The 16,256-nt window shown below is 46.0% G+C and carries 12 protein-coding genes; 4 read left to right on the forward strand and 8 right to left on the reverse strand.

Annotated elements, in window-relative coordinates:
- Nucleotides 1–144: 144 nt before the first annotated feature.
- The gene (locus tag J2736_RS22445; protein ID WP_310500829.1) at nt 145–1,902 is read right to left on the reverse strand and encodes a glycoside hydrolase family 35 protein; all 1,758 of its coding nucleotides are present in this window, start codon (nt 1,900–1,902) and stop codon (nt 145–147) included.
- A 162-nt stretch (nt 1,903–2,064) separates the two neighbouring features.
- Between J2736_RS22445 and J2736_RS22450 the strand changes: the two genes are divergently transcribed.
- Nucleotides 2,065–2,979 carry an AraC family transcriptional regulator gene (locus J2736_RS22450; protein WP_310500830.1) on the forward strand — a complete coding sequence of 305 codons (915 nt, stop codon included), beginning with the start codon at nt 2,065–2,067 and terminating at the stop codon, nt 2,977–2,979.
- A 305-nt stretch (nt 2,980–3,284) separates the two neighbouring features.
- Here J2736_RS22450 and J2736_RS22455 read toward each other — a convergent pair whose 3' ends face one another.
- A complete protein-coding gene (locus J2736_RS22455; protein ID WP_310500831.1) occupies nt 3,285–4,055 on the reverse strand; it encodes a DeoR/GlpR family DNA-binding transcription regulator in 771 nt (256 codons plus the stop codon).
- 231 nt (nt 4,056–4,286) lie between these two features.
- Between J2736_RS22455 and J2736_RS22460 the strand changes: the two genes are divergently transcribed.
- From J2736_RS22460 to J2736_RS22470, 3 genes are read left to right on the forward strand one after another with little or no spacing between them, the layout of a single operon-like run.
- Complete coding sequence (locus J2736_RS22460; protein WP_310500832.1) at nt 4,287–5,228, forward strand: metallophosphoesterase family protein; 942 nt, start codon at nt 4,287–4,289, stop codon at nt 5,226–5,228.
- 26 nt (nt 5,229–5,254) lie between these two features.
- Complete coding sequence (locus J2736_RS22465) at nt 5,255–6,118, forward strand: GRP family sugar transporter (protein WP_310500833.1); 864 nt, start codon at nt 5,255–5,257, stop codon at nt 6,116–6,118.
- Between the two features lie 17 nt (nt 6,119–6,135).
- Complete coding sequence (locus tag J2736_RS22470) at nt 6,136–6,957, forward strand: alkaline phosphatase family protein (RefSeq protein ID WP_310500834.1); 822 nt, start codon at nt 6,136–6,138, stop codon at nt 6,955–6,957.
- A 471-nt stretch (nt 6,958–7,428) separates the two neighbouring features.
- Here the strand turns inward: J2736_RS22470 and J2736_RS22475 are convergent, their stop codons facing one another.
- From J2736_RS22475 to J2736_RS22500, 6 genes are all read right to left on the reverse strand, one after another.
- Nucleotides 7,429–8,856 (reverse strand): alpha-L-fucosidase, encoded by a 1,428-nt coding sequence (locus tag J2736_RS22475; RefSeq protein WP_310500835.1) that lies wholly within the window; start codon nt 8,854–8,856, stop codon nt 7,429–7,431.
- A 30-nt stretch (nt 8,857–8,886) separates the two neighbouring features.
- A complete protein-coding gene (locus J2736_RS22480; RefSeq protein WP_310500836.1) occupies nt 8,887–10,065 on the reverse strand; it encodes a metallophosphoesterase family protein in 1,179 nt (392 codons plus the stop codon).
- Nucleotides 10,066–10,199: 134 nt separating this feature from the next.
- Nucleotides 10,200–11,747: a type 2 periplasmic-binding domain-containing protein gene (locus tag J2736_RS22485; RefSeq protein WP_310500837.1), complete on the reverse strand. Its 1,548-nt coding sequence runs from the start codon at nt 11,745–11,747 to the stop codon at nt 10,200–10,202.
- Between the two features lie 96 nt (nt 11,748–11,843).
- Nucleotides 11,844–12,722 carry a carbohydrate ABC transporter permease gene (locus J2736_RS22490; protein WP_310500838.1) on the reverse strand — a complete coding sequence of 293 codons (879 nt, stop codon included), beginning with the start codon at nt 12,720–12,722 and terminating at the stop codon, nt 11,844–11,846.
- 1 nt (nt 12,723) lies between these two features.
- Nucleotides 12,724–13,716, reverse strand: a complete 993-nt coding sequence (locus J2736_RS22495) for an ABC transporter permease (protein WP_310500839.1) — start codon at nt 13,714–13,716, stop codon at nt 12,724–12,726.
- Nucleotides 13,717–13,927: 211 nt separating this feature from the next.
- Nucleotides 13,928–16,177: an AraC family transcriptional regulator gene (locus J2736_RS22500; protein ID WP_310500840.1), complete on the reverse strand. Its 2,250-nt coding sequence runs from the start codon at nt 16,175–16,177 to the stop codon at nt 13,928–13,930.
- Nucleotides 16,178–16,256: the final 79 nt, after the last annotated feature.

Raw genomic sequence — 16,256 nt, forward strand, 5'->3', positions numbered from 1 at the left:
TATATTTCCGTTAGTATTTACCTGTTGCCCCAGATTATCCTTGTACCCCCATCAAAGACAAAAACGCCTCCTCCTTCTGTGCTAGCGCAAAAAGCACCTCCAGCCGCTATTGCAGCCGAAGGTGCCTCCTTTTCTACTTTTAAATTAACCCAAATCAGGCGTATCCGTTAGTTCAATAATGGCATTCTCGGTGTGATGCAGTTCAAATACGATGATCTCATTGCGCCCTGCTTGTAGTAACGGGGCTGGCAGATACAACGTGTTTTGAGGGCCTTTTTCCCAGAAGCGGCCGAGGTTGAAGCCATTGATCCATACGACGCCTTTGGACCAACCGGTTAACTTGACGAACGTATCTCCTGTGTCATCTACAAGAAATTCCCCGCGATAGAGCGTAGGACGATCTGCACCAACCTCCGCCTCCTCACGCCCAAACGGAATTACCACTAAATTGTCTAGTGGGAGTGGATGTATCGTCCAGTCAAAAAGGAACTGATTATTCATTCGCACGCCTTCCGTAATGCCTTTGCAATCTCGTAGACGCGGACCATAGTTAACACGACCCATGTTCTCAACGACGATCTCCAGCTTCGCTCCCCCAGCAGGAATGTCCATCTGGAGTGGACGTGGATCCCAACGTTCTACCGTACCTTGATATACGCCATCTAAGAATACTTGCGCACGATCGTGCACCTCTTGCAGGTGCAATTTCTCACCCACACGTGGTCCGGACACTCGCGTCGAATAGACGATGAAACCATAATCTTGTCCTAGATGCTCCATTGATACGGGATAGGTCCGCTCAATTGGTTTTGACACATACGCCAAAGAGTCCAGCAAATCAGCCTTTTCCGTCAAAGCAACTTTACCGTAGCTTTTCTTCTTACTAGGTGCAGGCAGTGCTGGAAGTTCATCTTCACTTTTGCCCAAATAGTTAGCAATCACCTTACGTACAGCGCTATATTTCTCCGTCACATCACCACATTCGGACAAGGGTGAATCGTAATCGTAGCTAGTAATTGTCGCTTCATACTTCTCTTGGTAGTTCGCACCGTTGTAGAATCCGAAGTTCGTTCCACCGTGGAACATATAGAAATTGACCGAAGCACCCGCTCGCAGCATCCGATCGAATACATCTGCGACATCTCCAGCTTCACGCGTGTGATGAGGCTTCAGCCAGTGATCAAACCACCCGTTCCAATACTCCATGCAAAAAAGCGGCTCATTCTCACGATACTGACGGAATTTCTCGAAAGCTGCTTCCGGCTGTGAGCCGAAATTAACCGTAGCCAGTGTGCCCGGCACCGTACCTCCTTGCAGCATGCCATCCTCAGGACCGTCTGATGTAAACAGCAGCACGTCCACGCCACGACTGATTAAGCCGTCTCTTAAATAGGTTAAATACGCGGTATCATTTCCGTAGCTGCCGTATTCATTTTCAATTTGAACAGCTAGAATCGGCCCGCCATTCGTGCTGAGCAGCGGCTTCAAACGAGGAATCAACTCATCGTAATATCGATCCACTTTTTGCAAATACATCGCATCCATACAACGTAATTTCATAGAGGGATATTGAAGCAGCCACGCTGGCAATCCACCAAATTCCCATTCCGCACAAATATATGGACTAGGCCGCACAATCACATGTAGACCTAGGTTTCCTGCTAGTTGAACGAATGCCTCTACGTCCGCGAGGCCGCTGAAGTTGAATTCGCCTTCCTTCGGTTCATGCAAATTCCAAGGTAAATACGTCTCAACCGTATTAAAACCGCAGGCTTTCAACTTTAACAAGCGATCTTCCCAATAAGCCGGCACCACACGGAAGTAATGAATGGCTCCTGAAATCATTTGAAATGGCTCGCCATCTAGTAAAAATTGTTTATTTCCAAGAGCTAAAATAGCCACATGTATCCCTCCAGCACCCACATAAAAGTCGTGTTATTCCCTTTTCATCATCGCTGAAAAGCGACTCTCCCTCAATCTCCAAATGGAGCATATTCTATACCAAATGTGCCAACAGATGTTACAATAGACAGAACAAATTGAGCGGAAAGAGGCGACGTTACGATGGAGGATTTGTACCGGGATACTTACCGTTTTCCAAACATGATCCAGACGCTGCAAGTGACAGGCTGCCACTTCGGACTACAGCCTCCAGGTTGGGAATATCCACGGCATCATCATCATTTATTTGAGCTGCTGTATTGCTCGGAGGGAGAAGTTATACACGAAATCAATCGTGAAACGATTACCATGCGGGAAGGAGACTGGCTGCTGATCAAATCCAGTGTTAGGCATCGCTCATCTAACAAGGCAGCTACAAATTATGGTTATTTTAATGTGCATTTTGACCTCGATGATGCCGATATTCGCAGTCTGCTTGCTGCGGCAGCTTACCGCCACATGTCTAAGCAACACGCGGAGCGCAGCAAGCTGCGCTTCTATGTGAGCGAGCTGGAGGCCGTTATGCAGCGCAATCACGCCAAGGGCTCCGCTCCTGAACAAGGACAGCCAAACTCGCTGCGATTTGAAGACAAGCTGCTGCTGCAATCGTACACGCTGCTCATCATCCATGATGTGCTCCATCTTCTGAAGCAACAAACCACACCCAAACAGCACCCTTCTGATCAGAGCAAAGATGCGTCCCTATTTAGTACGGATGTGGCGCATGCCATTGAAGAAAAGCTGTCGCTCGGCATTAGCGAGGAAGCGAGCGTTGCGGGGATTGCCAAGGAGATGAACCTTAGCCGCAGCCAATGCTCTAAGCTTTTTTCCAACGTGTATGGCTTATCTCCGCGCCAGTACGTCAGCCAGCAAAAACTCAAGCTGGCCAAGGAACTGCTCGTCACGACGCATCTGCCGATGACGGCCATTGCCGATAAGCTTGGCTTCCAGTCCGCCAGCCACTTCTCGCGGCAATTTCGCCGCTGGACTGGCCAGTCGCCCAGCGAGTTCCGGCCGAAACACCATACGGTGCAATAGGATGTTGCGCGGGGCTCGGGGACCAGCTGTAGTAAAAAAACATGGGTCGGTAAACGACCACTGCTGCATTCGATTAGTCCGAAATCGCCAGTCTAATCCTAGTAACTCTGTCCATTAAAGGTAATTAGTACGAAATTACCCAACTAAATCAACCCAAACAGCACACCAATGAGAAAAACCGTCCAATAGTTCGGTAAAATCGAACTATTGGACGGTTTTTACATGTAATGTTCAATTTAGTTCGGAGAAATCGGACTAAAGCACGATAAGTTCGACTTACTCAGCGCTTTCGCCGCGCGGGCTCCCTACTCACCTATCCGCACCTCAATACCAAGCCCCTCCATCGTATCCACCCACTCCTTCGGGCAGCCGGCGTCCGTGATCACCATGGATATTTCCTCCAGCTTCGCGACTCTGGCAAACGTAGACAGGCCGAATTTGCTATGATCTGCAACTAGGATACACTCTTCCGCTCTTTGCATCATTTTGCGCGAAATCACCGCTTCAGCCAAATGGAAATCAGTTAATCCATCTGTAAACGAAATGCCTCCCGCTGAAATAAAAGCTTTGTTTACTTTAAATTGATCGAGCATCTGATCAGCCAATGTGCCTGTCACAGCCCGACATTCTTGATTAACTTCCCCGCCAGCAAAAATAATCCGGCCCCTAAACGACTCCATCGCCAAATTGAGAATCGGAATTGAGTTTGTAATTATTGTTACATTCGTCTTATCGCTCAAAAAGGGCACAATCTCAATTGTCGTTGTTCCATTATCCAACATGATGGTTTCCCCATCTTGAACCAGGGACGCCGCTAATTTCCCAATCGCTGCTTTCTCGGGTTTCATCATTTGCACGCGGTTCAGAAAGGGAGGCTCGACCATCTCCATGCGCATTTTGACGGCGCCGCCATACACCTTGCGCAGTTTGCCTTCCTTTTCCAAGCGATCCAGATCCCGACGAACTGTTTCCGTCGAAACCGTGAGCAACTCAGACAGGTGATGCACCTGTACTTTTCCTTCCATTTCCAAATGATGAAGAATCGTCACCCTGCGATCTTCATAGGTTAATGACATAATAACCTCCTAATATGACCGATTTCTAATATATCTTGTTGTTTTATGTTGTTTTCACTAGTTTAGGGGTTTGCGCTAGGTGTGTCAATCTAGGCAATCTAATCCCTCACCTCAACAAAAATTGCTCGTTGACAGTTCTGCCCAACCCGTTTACAATTGGCAACAAACAACAACATAACTAATGAAATCAACATGATTCCACAAACATTAATCAGATCGGAGGCTATATTCATGTTCAAGCAGCAACCGCTGACTTTTCGTGAGGATCACACATTTACGATCACGCAGTTTACAGATTTACACTGGATCGATGGCCGAAAGGAAGATCAACTGACCCTTCGTCTGATGGAGGAAGTACTCGATGCCGAGCAGCCTAATCTAGTTGTCTTTACCGGAGACATCATCTACACTGGACCTGTTTCCACGGGTGAACCCCCCTGTGAAGATCCACTTCAAGCTTTTCGCGACGCTGTGCAAGCTGTAGAAGCTCGCCAAATCCCATGGGCACTGGTATTTGGTAATCACGACACCGAAACCCTCATCACAAGACAGGAACTTATGAACAGCGTCCTTTCTTATCCTCACACGGTGACACAATCTGGCCCTGTAGATATTAGTGGCGTTGGCAACTACTGTCTCTCCATCCAGGGCCGTGACGGACAGTCTGCAGCGAACTTATACTTTTTTGATTCAGGCAGTCATTCGACCGTACCACGTATTCGAGGCTATGACTGGATTCGCAGCGATCAGATCCATTGGTACACGGAGCAATCCCGTAACGCGCAGCGCGAGCTGCCCGCTCTTGCTTTTTTCCATATCCCGCTTCCCGAATATCAGCAAGTATGGGAGCGTGTAACCTGCTACGGAAACAAGCACGAGAATGTTTGTTGTGCTCCTGTAAATTCTGGCCTTTTTGCAGCCATGGTTGAAATGGGTAACGTCGTTGGAACTTTCTGTGGCCATGATCATGTCAATGATTACTGGGGAGAGCTGCACGGGATTCGCCTCTGTTATGGCAGAGCGACAGGCTACAATACCTATGGGAAAGAAGGCTTCCATCGCGGCGCAAGAATGATTCGCCTCCGTGAAGGCGAGCGAGCATTTGAAACTTGGCTGCGACTCGCTGACGGCACCGTCATTCGTGATCAACCCGAACACTCACCAACGCTGTAACCCCATTTACGTTTGGAGCTGATCACTTGTTAACTGCATCAATTTTACTCGTAATTGCTTCAGGACTTGCCCATGCCATCTGGAGCTTGTTTACCAAAAGCAGCCTGAACAAAGGCGTTTTTCTATGGTCCATTATCATGGTCACCACCGTTATCCTGCTTCCTTACTTAATCAAAGAATTATGGTTCACACCGTTAACTCTATCTGCATACGGACTACTTTTACTATCTGCCGCCTTACAAGCGGTTTATGCGCTCTTATTATCACGTACCTACAATATGGGGGATCTTTCGCAGATCTATCCGATTATGAGAGGAACCAACACGTTATTTATCCCAATTTTCGGTGTCCTATTTCTACGTGAATCCTTATCGCCACTTGGATGGATGGGACTGCTGTGCATGGTCATTGGCTTCCTATTGCTCAGCGGTATCTTCACAAGTTCACGATCTTCTGGACAGAAGTCTGTCCAATCGCTTACTCCCTTTCTCATGGCACTTAGTGTAGGGTTGTGCACGACTTGCTACGTACTTGTCGATAAGCTGAATCTCGCACATATCTCGCCTATTGCCTTACTGGAAGTGACGAATATTGGTTTCGTCGCAGGTCTTACACCGCTTGTTATTGCTTCCAAACAACTGCGCAGAGAGTGGCAGATCAACTTCAAAACGATTGCTCTTGGCGCCATTCTCAATCCAGTGTCATATTTATTATTTCTTTTCGCCATGAAGTACGCGCCTGTTGCCCATATTTCCCCACTGCGAGAAATTGGAACTGTTTTCGCCACCCTTCTTGGCATCTTTATTCTCAAAGAGAAACAAGGTACCTTACGTATTCTTTGCTCTATTCTTATTTTAATAGGGATTCTAGTTATCAGTTTTTGGGGGTAAAAAAGGGAGGAATAACCATGAGCATTTGTAATCGTGTCATTATTATTGGTTGGGATGGCGCCGGCAACTTTGTCCGTGATGCGCATACCCCGAATTTGGACCGTCTATTTCAGGCTGGAGCCTCTACGCTCGAAGCGCAAACCGCATCGCCAACGATCAGTGCCGAGTGTTGGGGAACCTTACTGCACGGAGTTAATCCTGTGAAACATGGACTTACGAATACCAAAGCAGAAGTAGAAACCTTCCCTGACGACTCACCTTATCCATCTATTTTCCGCGTAGCTAGAGAAGCGTTCCCACTTGCGAAGCTAGCCGCCTACAGCGCCTGGAAGCCCATTAACGACGGGATTATCGAACCTTCGATGGACGTGCACAAAATCTCTATGCCAGATGATGAACTCGTCCTAGCTATAGCCGCTTACATACAGGAGAACCCGGATTTCAAGCTGCTCTATGTGCAACTCGATCTCCCCGACGCTGCTGGTCATAAGTATGGGTACAATATGCCAGAACAGCATCGTGTTATTGAAGAGTCGGACCGTCAGACTGGAGTTATTCTAGGGGCACTTGAACAAGCTGATCTATTAAAAGATAGCCTCATCATCGCCGTCACTGATCACGGTGGTGGTGGCGAGCATGCCTTCAATCATGGCAGTGACCATCCATGGGATAAAACCATTTTCTGGAGCTGCATGGGGCCTGGCATCACACCTGGTACGAAGCTCGACAATGTCACCATTGCCGACACCGCAACCGTCGTCGCGCATGCGCTCGGACTGAATGTGCCTGCTTCCTGGGAAGGTACCTTACCTCATGGATTGTTCCACGACAATTCCTAACCAAAAGAGGCTGTCTCAAAGTCGATCTAGACTTTTTGAAAACAGCCCTCTTTTTTCGTTCATGACCTTCATGAACCTGCTTCCTTTTGCTTCCCGCAATCTAACTGGATATTCTCCATCTATTTGAATAGGATTTCTAGGTTTCGAAAGGTTAACTGTATTTCCTGTAGTTAATTCCCTTCAATTTGCTCATATCTTCAAACTTCATGCATATTAGCTGTAGTTTTTCCATTTAATCCCGCAAACAGTTCAGATTTGGATAAATTAGCTGTAGTTTATACATCTAAATACATAGTGGCAGCTAGGAAGAATACCCCAGTGTTAAAAGGTTCTGCTGCGCGTCTTCCACGAAAAATAGGAGCTTAGCGAGACAAACCGCTTAGCTCCTCAGTTTTTATGGAAAGTGATCTTTTTGTTCCCGACGTGTTCCAAAGATTACTTATGGGACAGCCTCTTTTCTGATAATTCGATTCACCCTCCCGTGTCATACACACCGAAGTGATTTAATGTGGGATTCACACGCGATTCTGTGATCGCAAGACGGATATACCTCGCAGTAATCCTCGGCACTCGGCATATTTTCTTATACCCGACCACCGTGCCTTCATATAACGGCTTCCATTCTTCTCCTTCTTTATAAGCCAGCTGAAAACGTTCGATCCGTTGTCCTGATTGAATATATTCCTTCAACACAATACGATCCCATGTCATGACCTTGCCAAGGTCCAACTCTAATTCGGCACGCTCCGTCCCCTCTGGTGGGCACCAATACGTGTCAGAACGTCCATCCGTGACATAATGCGCATCCACATCACTGTCCATGGTCTGAGAGGCCTTCACATACGCCCCCGCAGCCTGATCTGTTCCATATGTTCCACGAAGCCAGTATCCCAACTCACGCAGATGCCTAACATCCGTCTCATGAATAAGTCCACGCTTATCAGGCGGCAGATTGAGCAGCAGCGCACTGTTGCCCCCTACCGTGCTTTCATATAAATTAACCAGTTCCTCTACGGTTTTGACCTTATCATCTTCCGTCGGATCGTAGAACCATTGTGGTCGGATGGATACGTCGACTTCAGAAGGGTACCAGATGACGCTATCGACCTGCGCCAGAATAGTACGACTACCCAAATCATCCACCTCCGTATTGATCCGTTGAGCAAATGCTGGGTCATCCGCCTGTTGGGAATCTGCGTGGATCTTCTCCGTATCCTGCAAATACGCAGGTACAACGCTCCATTCCGATTCGCGGGTATGTCCGGCTTCATTGCCGCACCACCGAACATCGGGGCCACAAATGTTGATGACGGCATTGGGCTGCAGCTCACGAATGATTGAGTAGACTGCTTCCCAGTCATATACCTGCCTCTTCCCATTGCTGCCTTCGCCGCAAGCCCCATCAAACCACACGCAAAAAATCTCACCATACTGCGTAAGAAGCTCTCTCAATTGATTTTGAAAATAGGCATTATACACGGGTGAATCCCCGTAACTAGGCTCATGTCGGTCCCATGGCGATACATAGACACCAAATTTCATACCCTGTGCACGGCAAGCTTCAGCCAGATCCCGCACAACATCGCCTTGTCCATCCTGCCAGGAACTATTTCTCACCGAATGATCCGTATACGCACTTGGCCAGAGGCAAAATCCATCATGATGCTTACTAGTGAGGATAATCCCTGTCATACCTGCTGATTGGCAGACCTCTACCCACTGTGCGGCATCGAATTCTGTTGGATTGAACAGCTGTGGATCCTCATCACCTAATCCCCATTGTCTTCCCGTAAACGTATTCATTCCGAAATGTATAAATGCATAAAACTCCATTTGCTGCCACGCCAACTGACGAGGAGATGGAACTACCTTCACTGCTTCTTCCATAGAAACTGCCATCTTATTCATGCTCCTCATCCGTTATAATTCTCAAGAGCTACTTCCTATATCGAAAGGCATTCGAGTGAGTTCCGTATGTAACGTTTCACCCAAATAGATCATATCGTAACTGCCAACTGGAAGATCTAGATCTTTAAAAACCAACCTTCCATCTGGCTGGCCGAACGTTTTGGTCTGCATGGAGACAATAGGACTTATGCGTTCTGTCTCACTCGGTTGAGCTCCTCTTAGATAAATGCCGAAGGCATCTTCTCTTAGCGAGCCTATATACATAACCTCAATGTCTTCATGGGGCTGAAAGACAGATTTGTTCATAGACACGGAAGGATTACGGAGCGCACCATCCGGGTCTACCGTCAGATCGACAACTGGAATGATCGTTGGCAGATTCACCGTGTATTCGGCATCTGCAACCCATGATCTCGAGGCAAAATCTCTTCCTTTTACAAGAACCCTATCCTCGTACACTTCCACAAAAAAACCTTGTGAACCCTCTTTCAACACGTCGTCATCCGTCCATAAATAAGCGACAGAAGCCGCATTAAACAGGGTCGCATACTTCCTGTTGTACATGGTCTCCTTGGCGCCTAGCTCCCAGTGCGTGTGGCCGGTAAAGACAATCGAATTTGGGTGTTTGGCTAAAATCATCTTTAATTCCGCGTCCTGCCTGATCCCATTCCAACCAAACTCACTTTGGGACCCAGCGACAGTGTTCAGCAGAGGCTCATGTACAAAAATAAACGCTGGTTTCTCCGTCACTTCATCTTCGGATAACTTGTGATCCAACCAATTGAGCTGGGTCTCTGATAGATAAGCACAGTCTTTCAAGCCAATCTCGGTGCCTAGGAATATAAAATGATAGCCTTCCAACCACACATCATAGTAGGCCTTGTGAATCCCCGTATGTTCTGCAAATAACAACATCTGCTCATCAAGATCTTTCCAACGCACATCATGATTGCCAAAAGTAAAATAGATTGGCGGCAGCCCCTCCAAGTTAGCTTTCCAAATCTGTTCCATGATTTCGAATTCTGCTCGCTCCCCATTGTCTGTGATATCACCAACATGCATGATCCCGTGACAATCTGGGGAAGTTGCCACAATATCCTTGAGAGCCCGATCCCAATTCTGGGCTGCAGTCCCCTCTAAAGTGTCTTTAATATGGGTATCCGTCAAGACTACGAACGTGAGACTTGGTTTCTTTACCATTTTGTTCTCCCCTTATTTCGATGTAGAAGGAATAGAAAAGTCTATGTTTGCGCATTGAACCACATACCTTCTAGTTTAAAAGAAACCCGACCACGCCATCAACAGGCACGATCGGGTCCTTCATCTCATCAGACTTATTTGGATTTCTCTTTGTAGAAGTCGTTCGTTTCTTTCATATGCTGTTGGAAGCTTGCATCATCTTTAAATTGTTTCACCAGTTTATCCCAATCCTCAAGCGAATTTTTGCCAACAATCACATTAACCATCATATCGTTCACCTTTTTATCCCAGTCTGCTCCTTTTTCCTTAAATGGTGCGGACTTCATTAATCCGTAAGTTGGATCTGGAATGGAGGTGATGGTATCAATGACTTTTGCATTGGCTTGGTAAATTTCGTTTGGCATGCCTGCTGTTTTGGCTCTTGTATACTTATCAAAGTACCCCGTTACCCATTGGCCTGTCGTATCGCCGGAATATCCTTTTTTCTTACCTTCTTCGGTTTGTTCTACGCTTCCGTCAGCTTTGACTGTGAAGTCAACATCTTTGATGCCGTAAGTAGCCAAATTATAGCCCTCAACCGTAGCCGTGTAATCGTAAACTTCTAAGATTTTCTTTAATTTCGCCTCATCAACGGATTTCTTATTGATCAGGAATTGTCCATAATACCCACTAGCTTGCTCATAATATAATTTGCCGTCTGGTGCTTTTGGTATTTCAACAGCAATGAGGTTGGCTTGCGGATTCACTTTCTGCAACTCCACATTATATTTATAAGCATCATTCACGTTCGAGAACGCTACGCCTGCTTTACTCTGAACAAGCATATCTTTAATCTGCGCTGCCTTAAGCACTGGGAAGTCGGGAAGAATCCCGCCTGCTTTATAGGATTTATTCCAGAAAGCTAGCGCATCTTTGGTTTGTGGTGTATACCAATACGGGATCAGGCTGCCGTTCTCCTCTTTCCACTTTGTGCCTGTACCAAACATAGATAGGATCGTGCTCGAAGGTCCATTTGCTCCTGGAAGAGCAGCACCATAGGTATCTGCTTTCCCGTTGCCATCTGGATCTTTCGATGCAAAAGCTTCGAGAACTTTGGACAACTCATCCATTGTTTTCGGCTGTTGTAAGCCGAGCTTATCTAACCAATCTTTGCGGATCAGCATGGACTCGTGGCCATCGAGCGGTCTTACCCGTGGAAGGGAGTACAATTTCCCTTTTAAAGAGGCATTTTTATATACGTTATCTGGATACTTAGCTAGGTTAGGGTAATTTTTAATGTAAGGACTTAGATCCCAGAAAGCACCTTGATCAACGGCATTGAGGAAAGCAGGCGTATAGTTAAAATCTTCAAGGAATAGCACATCGGGTAAATCTCGTGAAGCAAGCAGCGCATTTAGTTTCTCTGTAATTTGGGCTGCTGGAATCCAATTAAGCTTCAGATTAACATTGAGTTTTTCATTAAGCTGTTTCACAGCTTCTAACTCACCTGTAGGTGCTGCAGCGAAAGCGAGCGTTGTAATGGAAATATCGGTTGGTTTTGCAGATGGTTTTGCTGATGCCCCTGTTGTACTCGCTGCCGAACTTGCAGGTGCAGCTTCATTCGCTTTACCACAAGCTGCTAAAGAAGCGACTAGCCCCGTTGCTGTTAAGAGTACTGCCAATTTTTTGACCATTGGTTTCATGTAAAGACCTCCCGTTTATATGCTTATTATACAATCAGAATTATTGACCTGCATGTCCAGTACTTCCCAGCATCCCCCCTCTCAGGTACGTTGCTCTCACCCCTTCACGGAACCAACCATCATACCCTTAACAAAATACTTCTGTAAGAATGGATACACCATGACAATGGGTAAGGAGGAGATCACGACTGCAGCCATCTTAATCACTTGTGGAGGCACAGTTCGTTCACTTTCCAGCATTGCGGCCACCGAAGGATCTGCCATTTGCGATGCGGAAATGAGCAGCATTTGAAGGAGTACCTGCAACGGACGCAAGCTATCACTATTGATGTAAAGGACGCCGCTAAAGTACGTGTTCCAATACGCTACAGCGTAGAATAATCCGAAAGCGGCGAGCGCCGAGACGGAAATCGGCAGCATAATGCGGAAGAACACACCGATATCTGAGCAACCATCCATTTTAGCTGCTTCCTCTAGTTCATCAGGAATTTCCTGGTAGAAGTTTTTCATCAAGAAGACATACCAAGCACTGGTCAGCGCTGGCAAAATAAGTGCCCAGATCGAATCCATTAAACCAAGGCTATCCACGAGCAAATAGTTCGGAATCATGCCTGGATTGAATAGCATGGTCATTAGGATGGCAACAAGGAAAAACTTCTTTCCTTTTAACCGTTTGCGAGAGAGCACATAGGCTAAAGCACTTGTCACAATTAGGCTTAGTAAGGTCCCAAACACCGCTAGTATGCCGCTTATCCCCATCGCATGAACGAATGCATTTGTAGAGAAAATGTATTCATACGCAGATAAGCTCCATTTGTCAGGAATCAGAACCAAGGACTTCGTCAAGTACTCCGTTGGATCGGTAAATGAAATGATCACAACGTAAATGAAAGGCAGTAAGGTAACAAGTCCAATTATTGTGAGTATCGTGTAGTTAAGGACATTAAATATCTTAGAACCTAGCTGATTATCCATGTTAGTAAAGTCCCTCCTCGCCGAACTTCTTGGCTACACGATTGGCTGAAACAACCAGTATGAGTCCTACAACTGATTTGAATAATCCAGCAACCGTTGCATAGCTGAACCGGCCTTGTTGAATACCGACACGATAAGCATACGTATCAAATACGTCAGCTACATGTGATACAGGTCCGCTCGCCATCAGGAAAATTTGTTCAAAACCTACATCCATCACTTGGCCTAACCGTAGGATTAGCAACACAATGATTGTGCTTTTGATACCAGGAATGGTGACATTGCGCATCTGCTGCCATCTTGTCGCACCATCAATTTGCGCGGCTTCATACAACTCAGAATTAATCCCAGCCAGTGCAGCAAGGAAGATAATCGTTCCCCAGCCCGCTTCTTTCCAAATACTTTGAGCCGTAAGCAGGGCCCAGAAATAATTAGGCTCCGTTAGGAATTCAATCTTGTGTCCGCCGAATTCGACGATTAATTGGTTAATGACTCCACTGCTTTGACCGAGAATCAAGAAGCAAATACCGACGATGATAACCCAAGATAAGAAGTGAGGCAAATAGATCACCGTTTGTACGATTTTCTTAAAAGGTAAACTCTTCACCTCATTCAGCAATAAGGACACCACAATGGGAATCGGGAAGAAAAATACGATATTCAGAAGTGAGATCGCCATCGTATTTCGAAACAACATCATAAAATCGGGATTCGTGAAAAACTCATGAAAGTATTTCAATCCCACCCACTCGCTATCCCAGAAACCTAAATATGGAGAGTAATTTTGAAAAGCAAGCAATAATCCCCATAACGGCACATACTTGAAAATGAGGAAAAATAGTAATCCTGGCGCTGCCAATAGATAGAGATATTTGTCACGCTTCAGCGCGACTTGCCACTCGTGTACCCATGATTTCTTAGATATCTTTCTTTCTTCGAGTCCACTCGGCATCACTTTCTGAAACTGTTCCACTTGACTATGTGACAATGTCATCACCTCTCATTCGTACGATTGCATCTCGTTGTTTTGCTTGAAACGATCGTACCTGATCGTCAGTCAAAGGGACAATGACCAATTCTTATCCACGGTTTGTGGAAAGACAAAAAAGGAGAAACCCCGTAACGACGGGGTTTCTCCTCACTTTATCCTCTTTTTTCGCCTTCATATGAAATGTTAAAAACAAGATATGGGCATTTTAATTCCCTTAATTTTCCTCGTCTGATCCTCGGAATTGACCTGGCGTCACGCCCATATGCTTTTTAAATACCCGAATGAAGTTTTTCATCTGGTACCCTACCCGTTCAGCAACATCGGATACGGATAAATCCGTTGTACGAAGTAACTCAATGGACTTTTCAATCCTTACCTTGGTCAAATATTCAATAAAGGAGACATCTTTTTTCTTTTTGAACAACTTGCTTAAATATTGCGGACTTAGTCCACAAATCTGTGCACATTGATCCAATGACAGATCGAAGTGATAGTTCTCCTCCATGTACCGAACCACTTTGGCAATTAACTGCTCATGCTCCTGATGCTGCTTGCCATGCACATAGGCAACAAGGGGCTCAACCAATTGTTCTTTAAACCAGGCATTCAATTCATAAGTCGTACTGATATTGCGAATATGGAGATAGGGATCCTCATTTGATTCCCCAAATAATTGTGCGGTATCCAATCCTAGCATGTAAGCTGTTCGAATCGCAGCGGTTAGCAGTCGATAATATGACATTTGAATGAGCTCAGGCTTCTGAATCGCAGCCCCCATCGCTTTCGCAAACTCGTCCATCATCCTGACGGCTTCATCACGATCGCCTAGTTGCAACGAGTTCTCAAAATGCGTCTCGATCTCCAATGGGTATCGATAATGCATGTCTGAATGACTTTTACTCTTCGTATGCGAAATGACCTGATTGCCGCCTACGATCATTCGTGAGCGGACTGCCAGCAGTGCCTCTTCGTAAAGTTCAGGCAACTCCCCGATATGCTCGCTTTTCCCACTGAGCCCAATCGTAACCTGGAGATGCAAGTAGTCAGATACAAGCAAACGCAGCCTCTCAGCAAACTGTTTGATGTCCGACTCTTCATCTTCAGCTAGCAGCGGATCGCGATACAGCCAAACAGCAACCTGATCATTCAGCAGATTGATGCCTATTCCTTCCATGGCATGGGATTGTAAAAGTTCACTCGCGATATTTTTTACGGCAAAAACAATTAACTCACGGTCATTTTCTTGAAAACGCACCTTACCTTCCGATTGTAAATCAAAGGCAATCACGATAACGATGCTTTCCTTTTGTGCAGGCACGTTATACCTTCTCAGCATGGCCGCTAACTGATCTTCGGAGTAATAGAGAAAGCGTCCCTGCAAAAGCTGTAGAGCAAAGATTTCACGAATTAGCGGCAATTGGTCACTGAGCTGCTGCTGCATGTCATTCGCTGTATTGCTGAGTTCTGCCCATCGTTTATGGACAAAGCCTACTTCATCGGTTTCCATTTCATCCATTTGTCCGTCTTTCACATAGGCGACAAGATTCTGAATAGGGCGATATACACGACGTGTGCCCCACAGCGTTATAAGTGCACCGAACACCAAGCATATGAGAACGATGACCAGTGTGATTAACTTAATCCCATTCGACTTGGCATTTAATTGATCGATGGGAACCATGTTGATATATTGCCATTGATTCAAAGATGACGTAATCGGGGTCACCATATATTCAGTATCATGGAAGACGAATTGGAACCGCTGTTCGGAACCTTTTTGAGCTACTCGATCGAGTAGACCTTGTGGAACCTCAGTCCCACCCATGGAGGTAACGAGCACGCCCTTTTCGTCCAAGATAAACATTTGTTCACCTGTATAGCTTATAAACCGTTTCATAATATTCTGGAACAGCTCTTCATTAATTCGAATAAACATGAGTCCGATGGGCTGTTTACCCAGCAGTGGCAACTTGGCAATTAACGTAATGCCATTGTCGTTGTAGCCTGGTATTAAAGGGTATGGTCCGCTGACCCACCTAAGCTGATCATTGGAGGCAAGCTCTTTCAGGAGCGACTCACGTTCCACGTTGCCCTCAATGCGTCTCCCCCCATAGATCGGAGAGATCAAATAACCTTCATCCGGTATGTACACAGCTACGTCGCTAGCTTCTTTATTCCCATTCATGAGCGCAGATAACTCACGTGAAATGCCAGAGTAGAAACCTGCGTAATTCGTGCTCTTTAATTCCACCAAGTTAGAGCTAAAAAAAGTACCCAGCAACATTTGAATCGCATTGTTTTGCAAGCGATCTAGCGTGGCATCGATGGTAGAAGATACGTTGTTTAAGATTCGAACATTCGATTGGTTCACTTCACTCTGTACAGCGGATGCTGAATATAAATAACTCCCAATCCCAACAACGAGAACAGGAATAATCGCAGCGAACAAGGAAAGAGTGACCATATTGCGAAAGATCGTTTTGCGTCGAAAAAAACGCTTCCAAAAATTCGTTATTATTTTGCGCAGAACAATCACCTCGCTA

This window comes from Paenibacillus qinlingensis (assembly GCF_031455095.1).
GTDB classification, from domain to species: Bacteria; Bacillota; Bacilli; order Paenibacillales; family NBRC-103111; genus Paenibacillus_E; species Paenibacillus_E qinlingensis_A.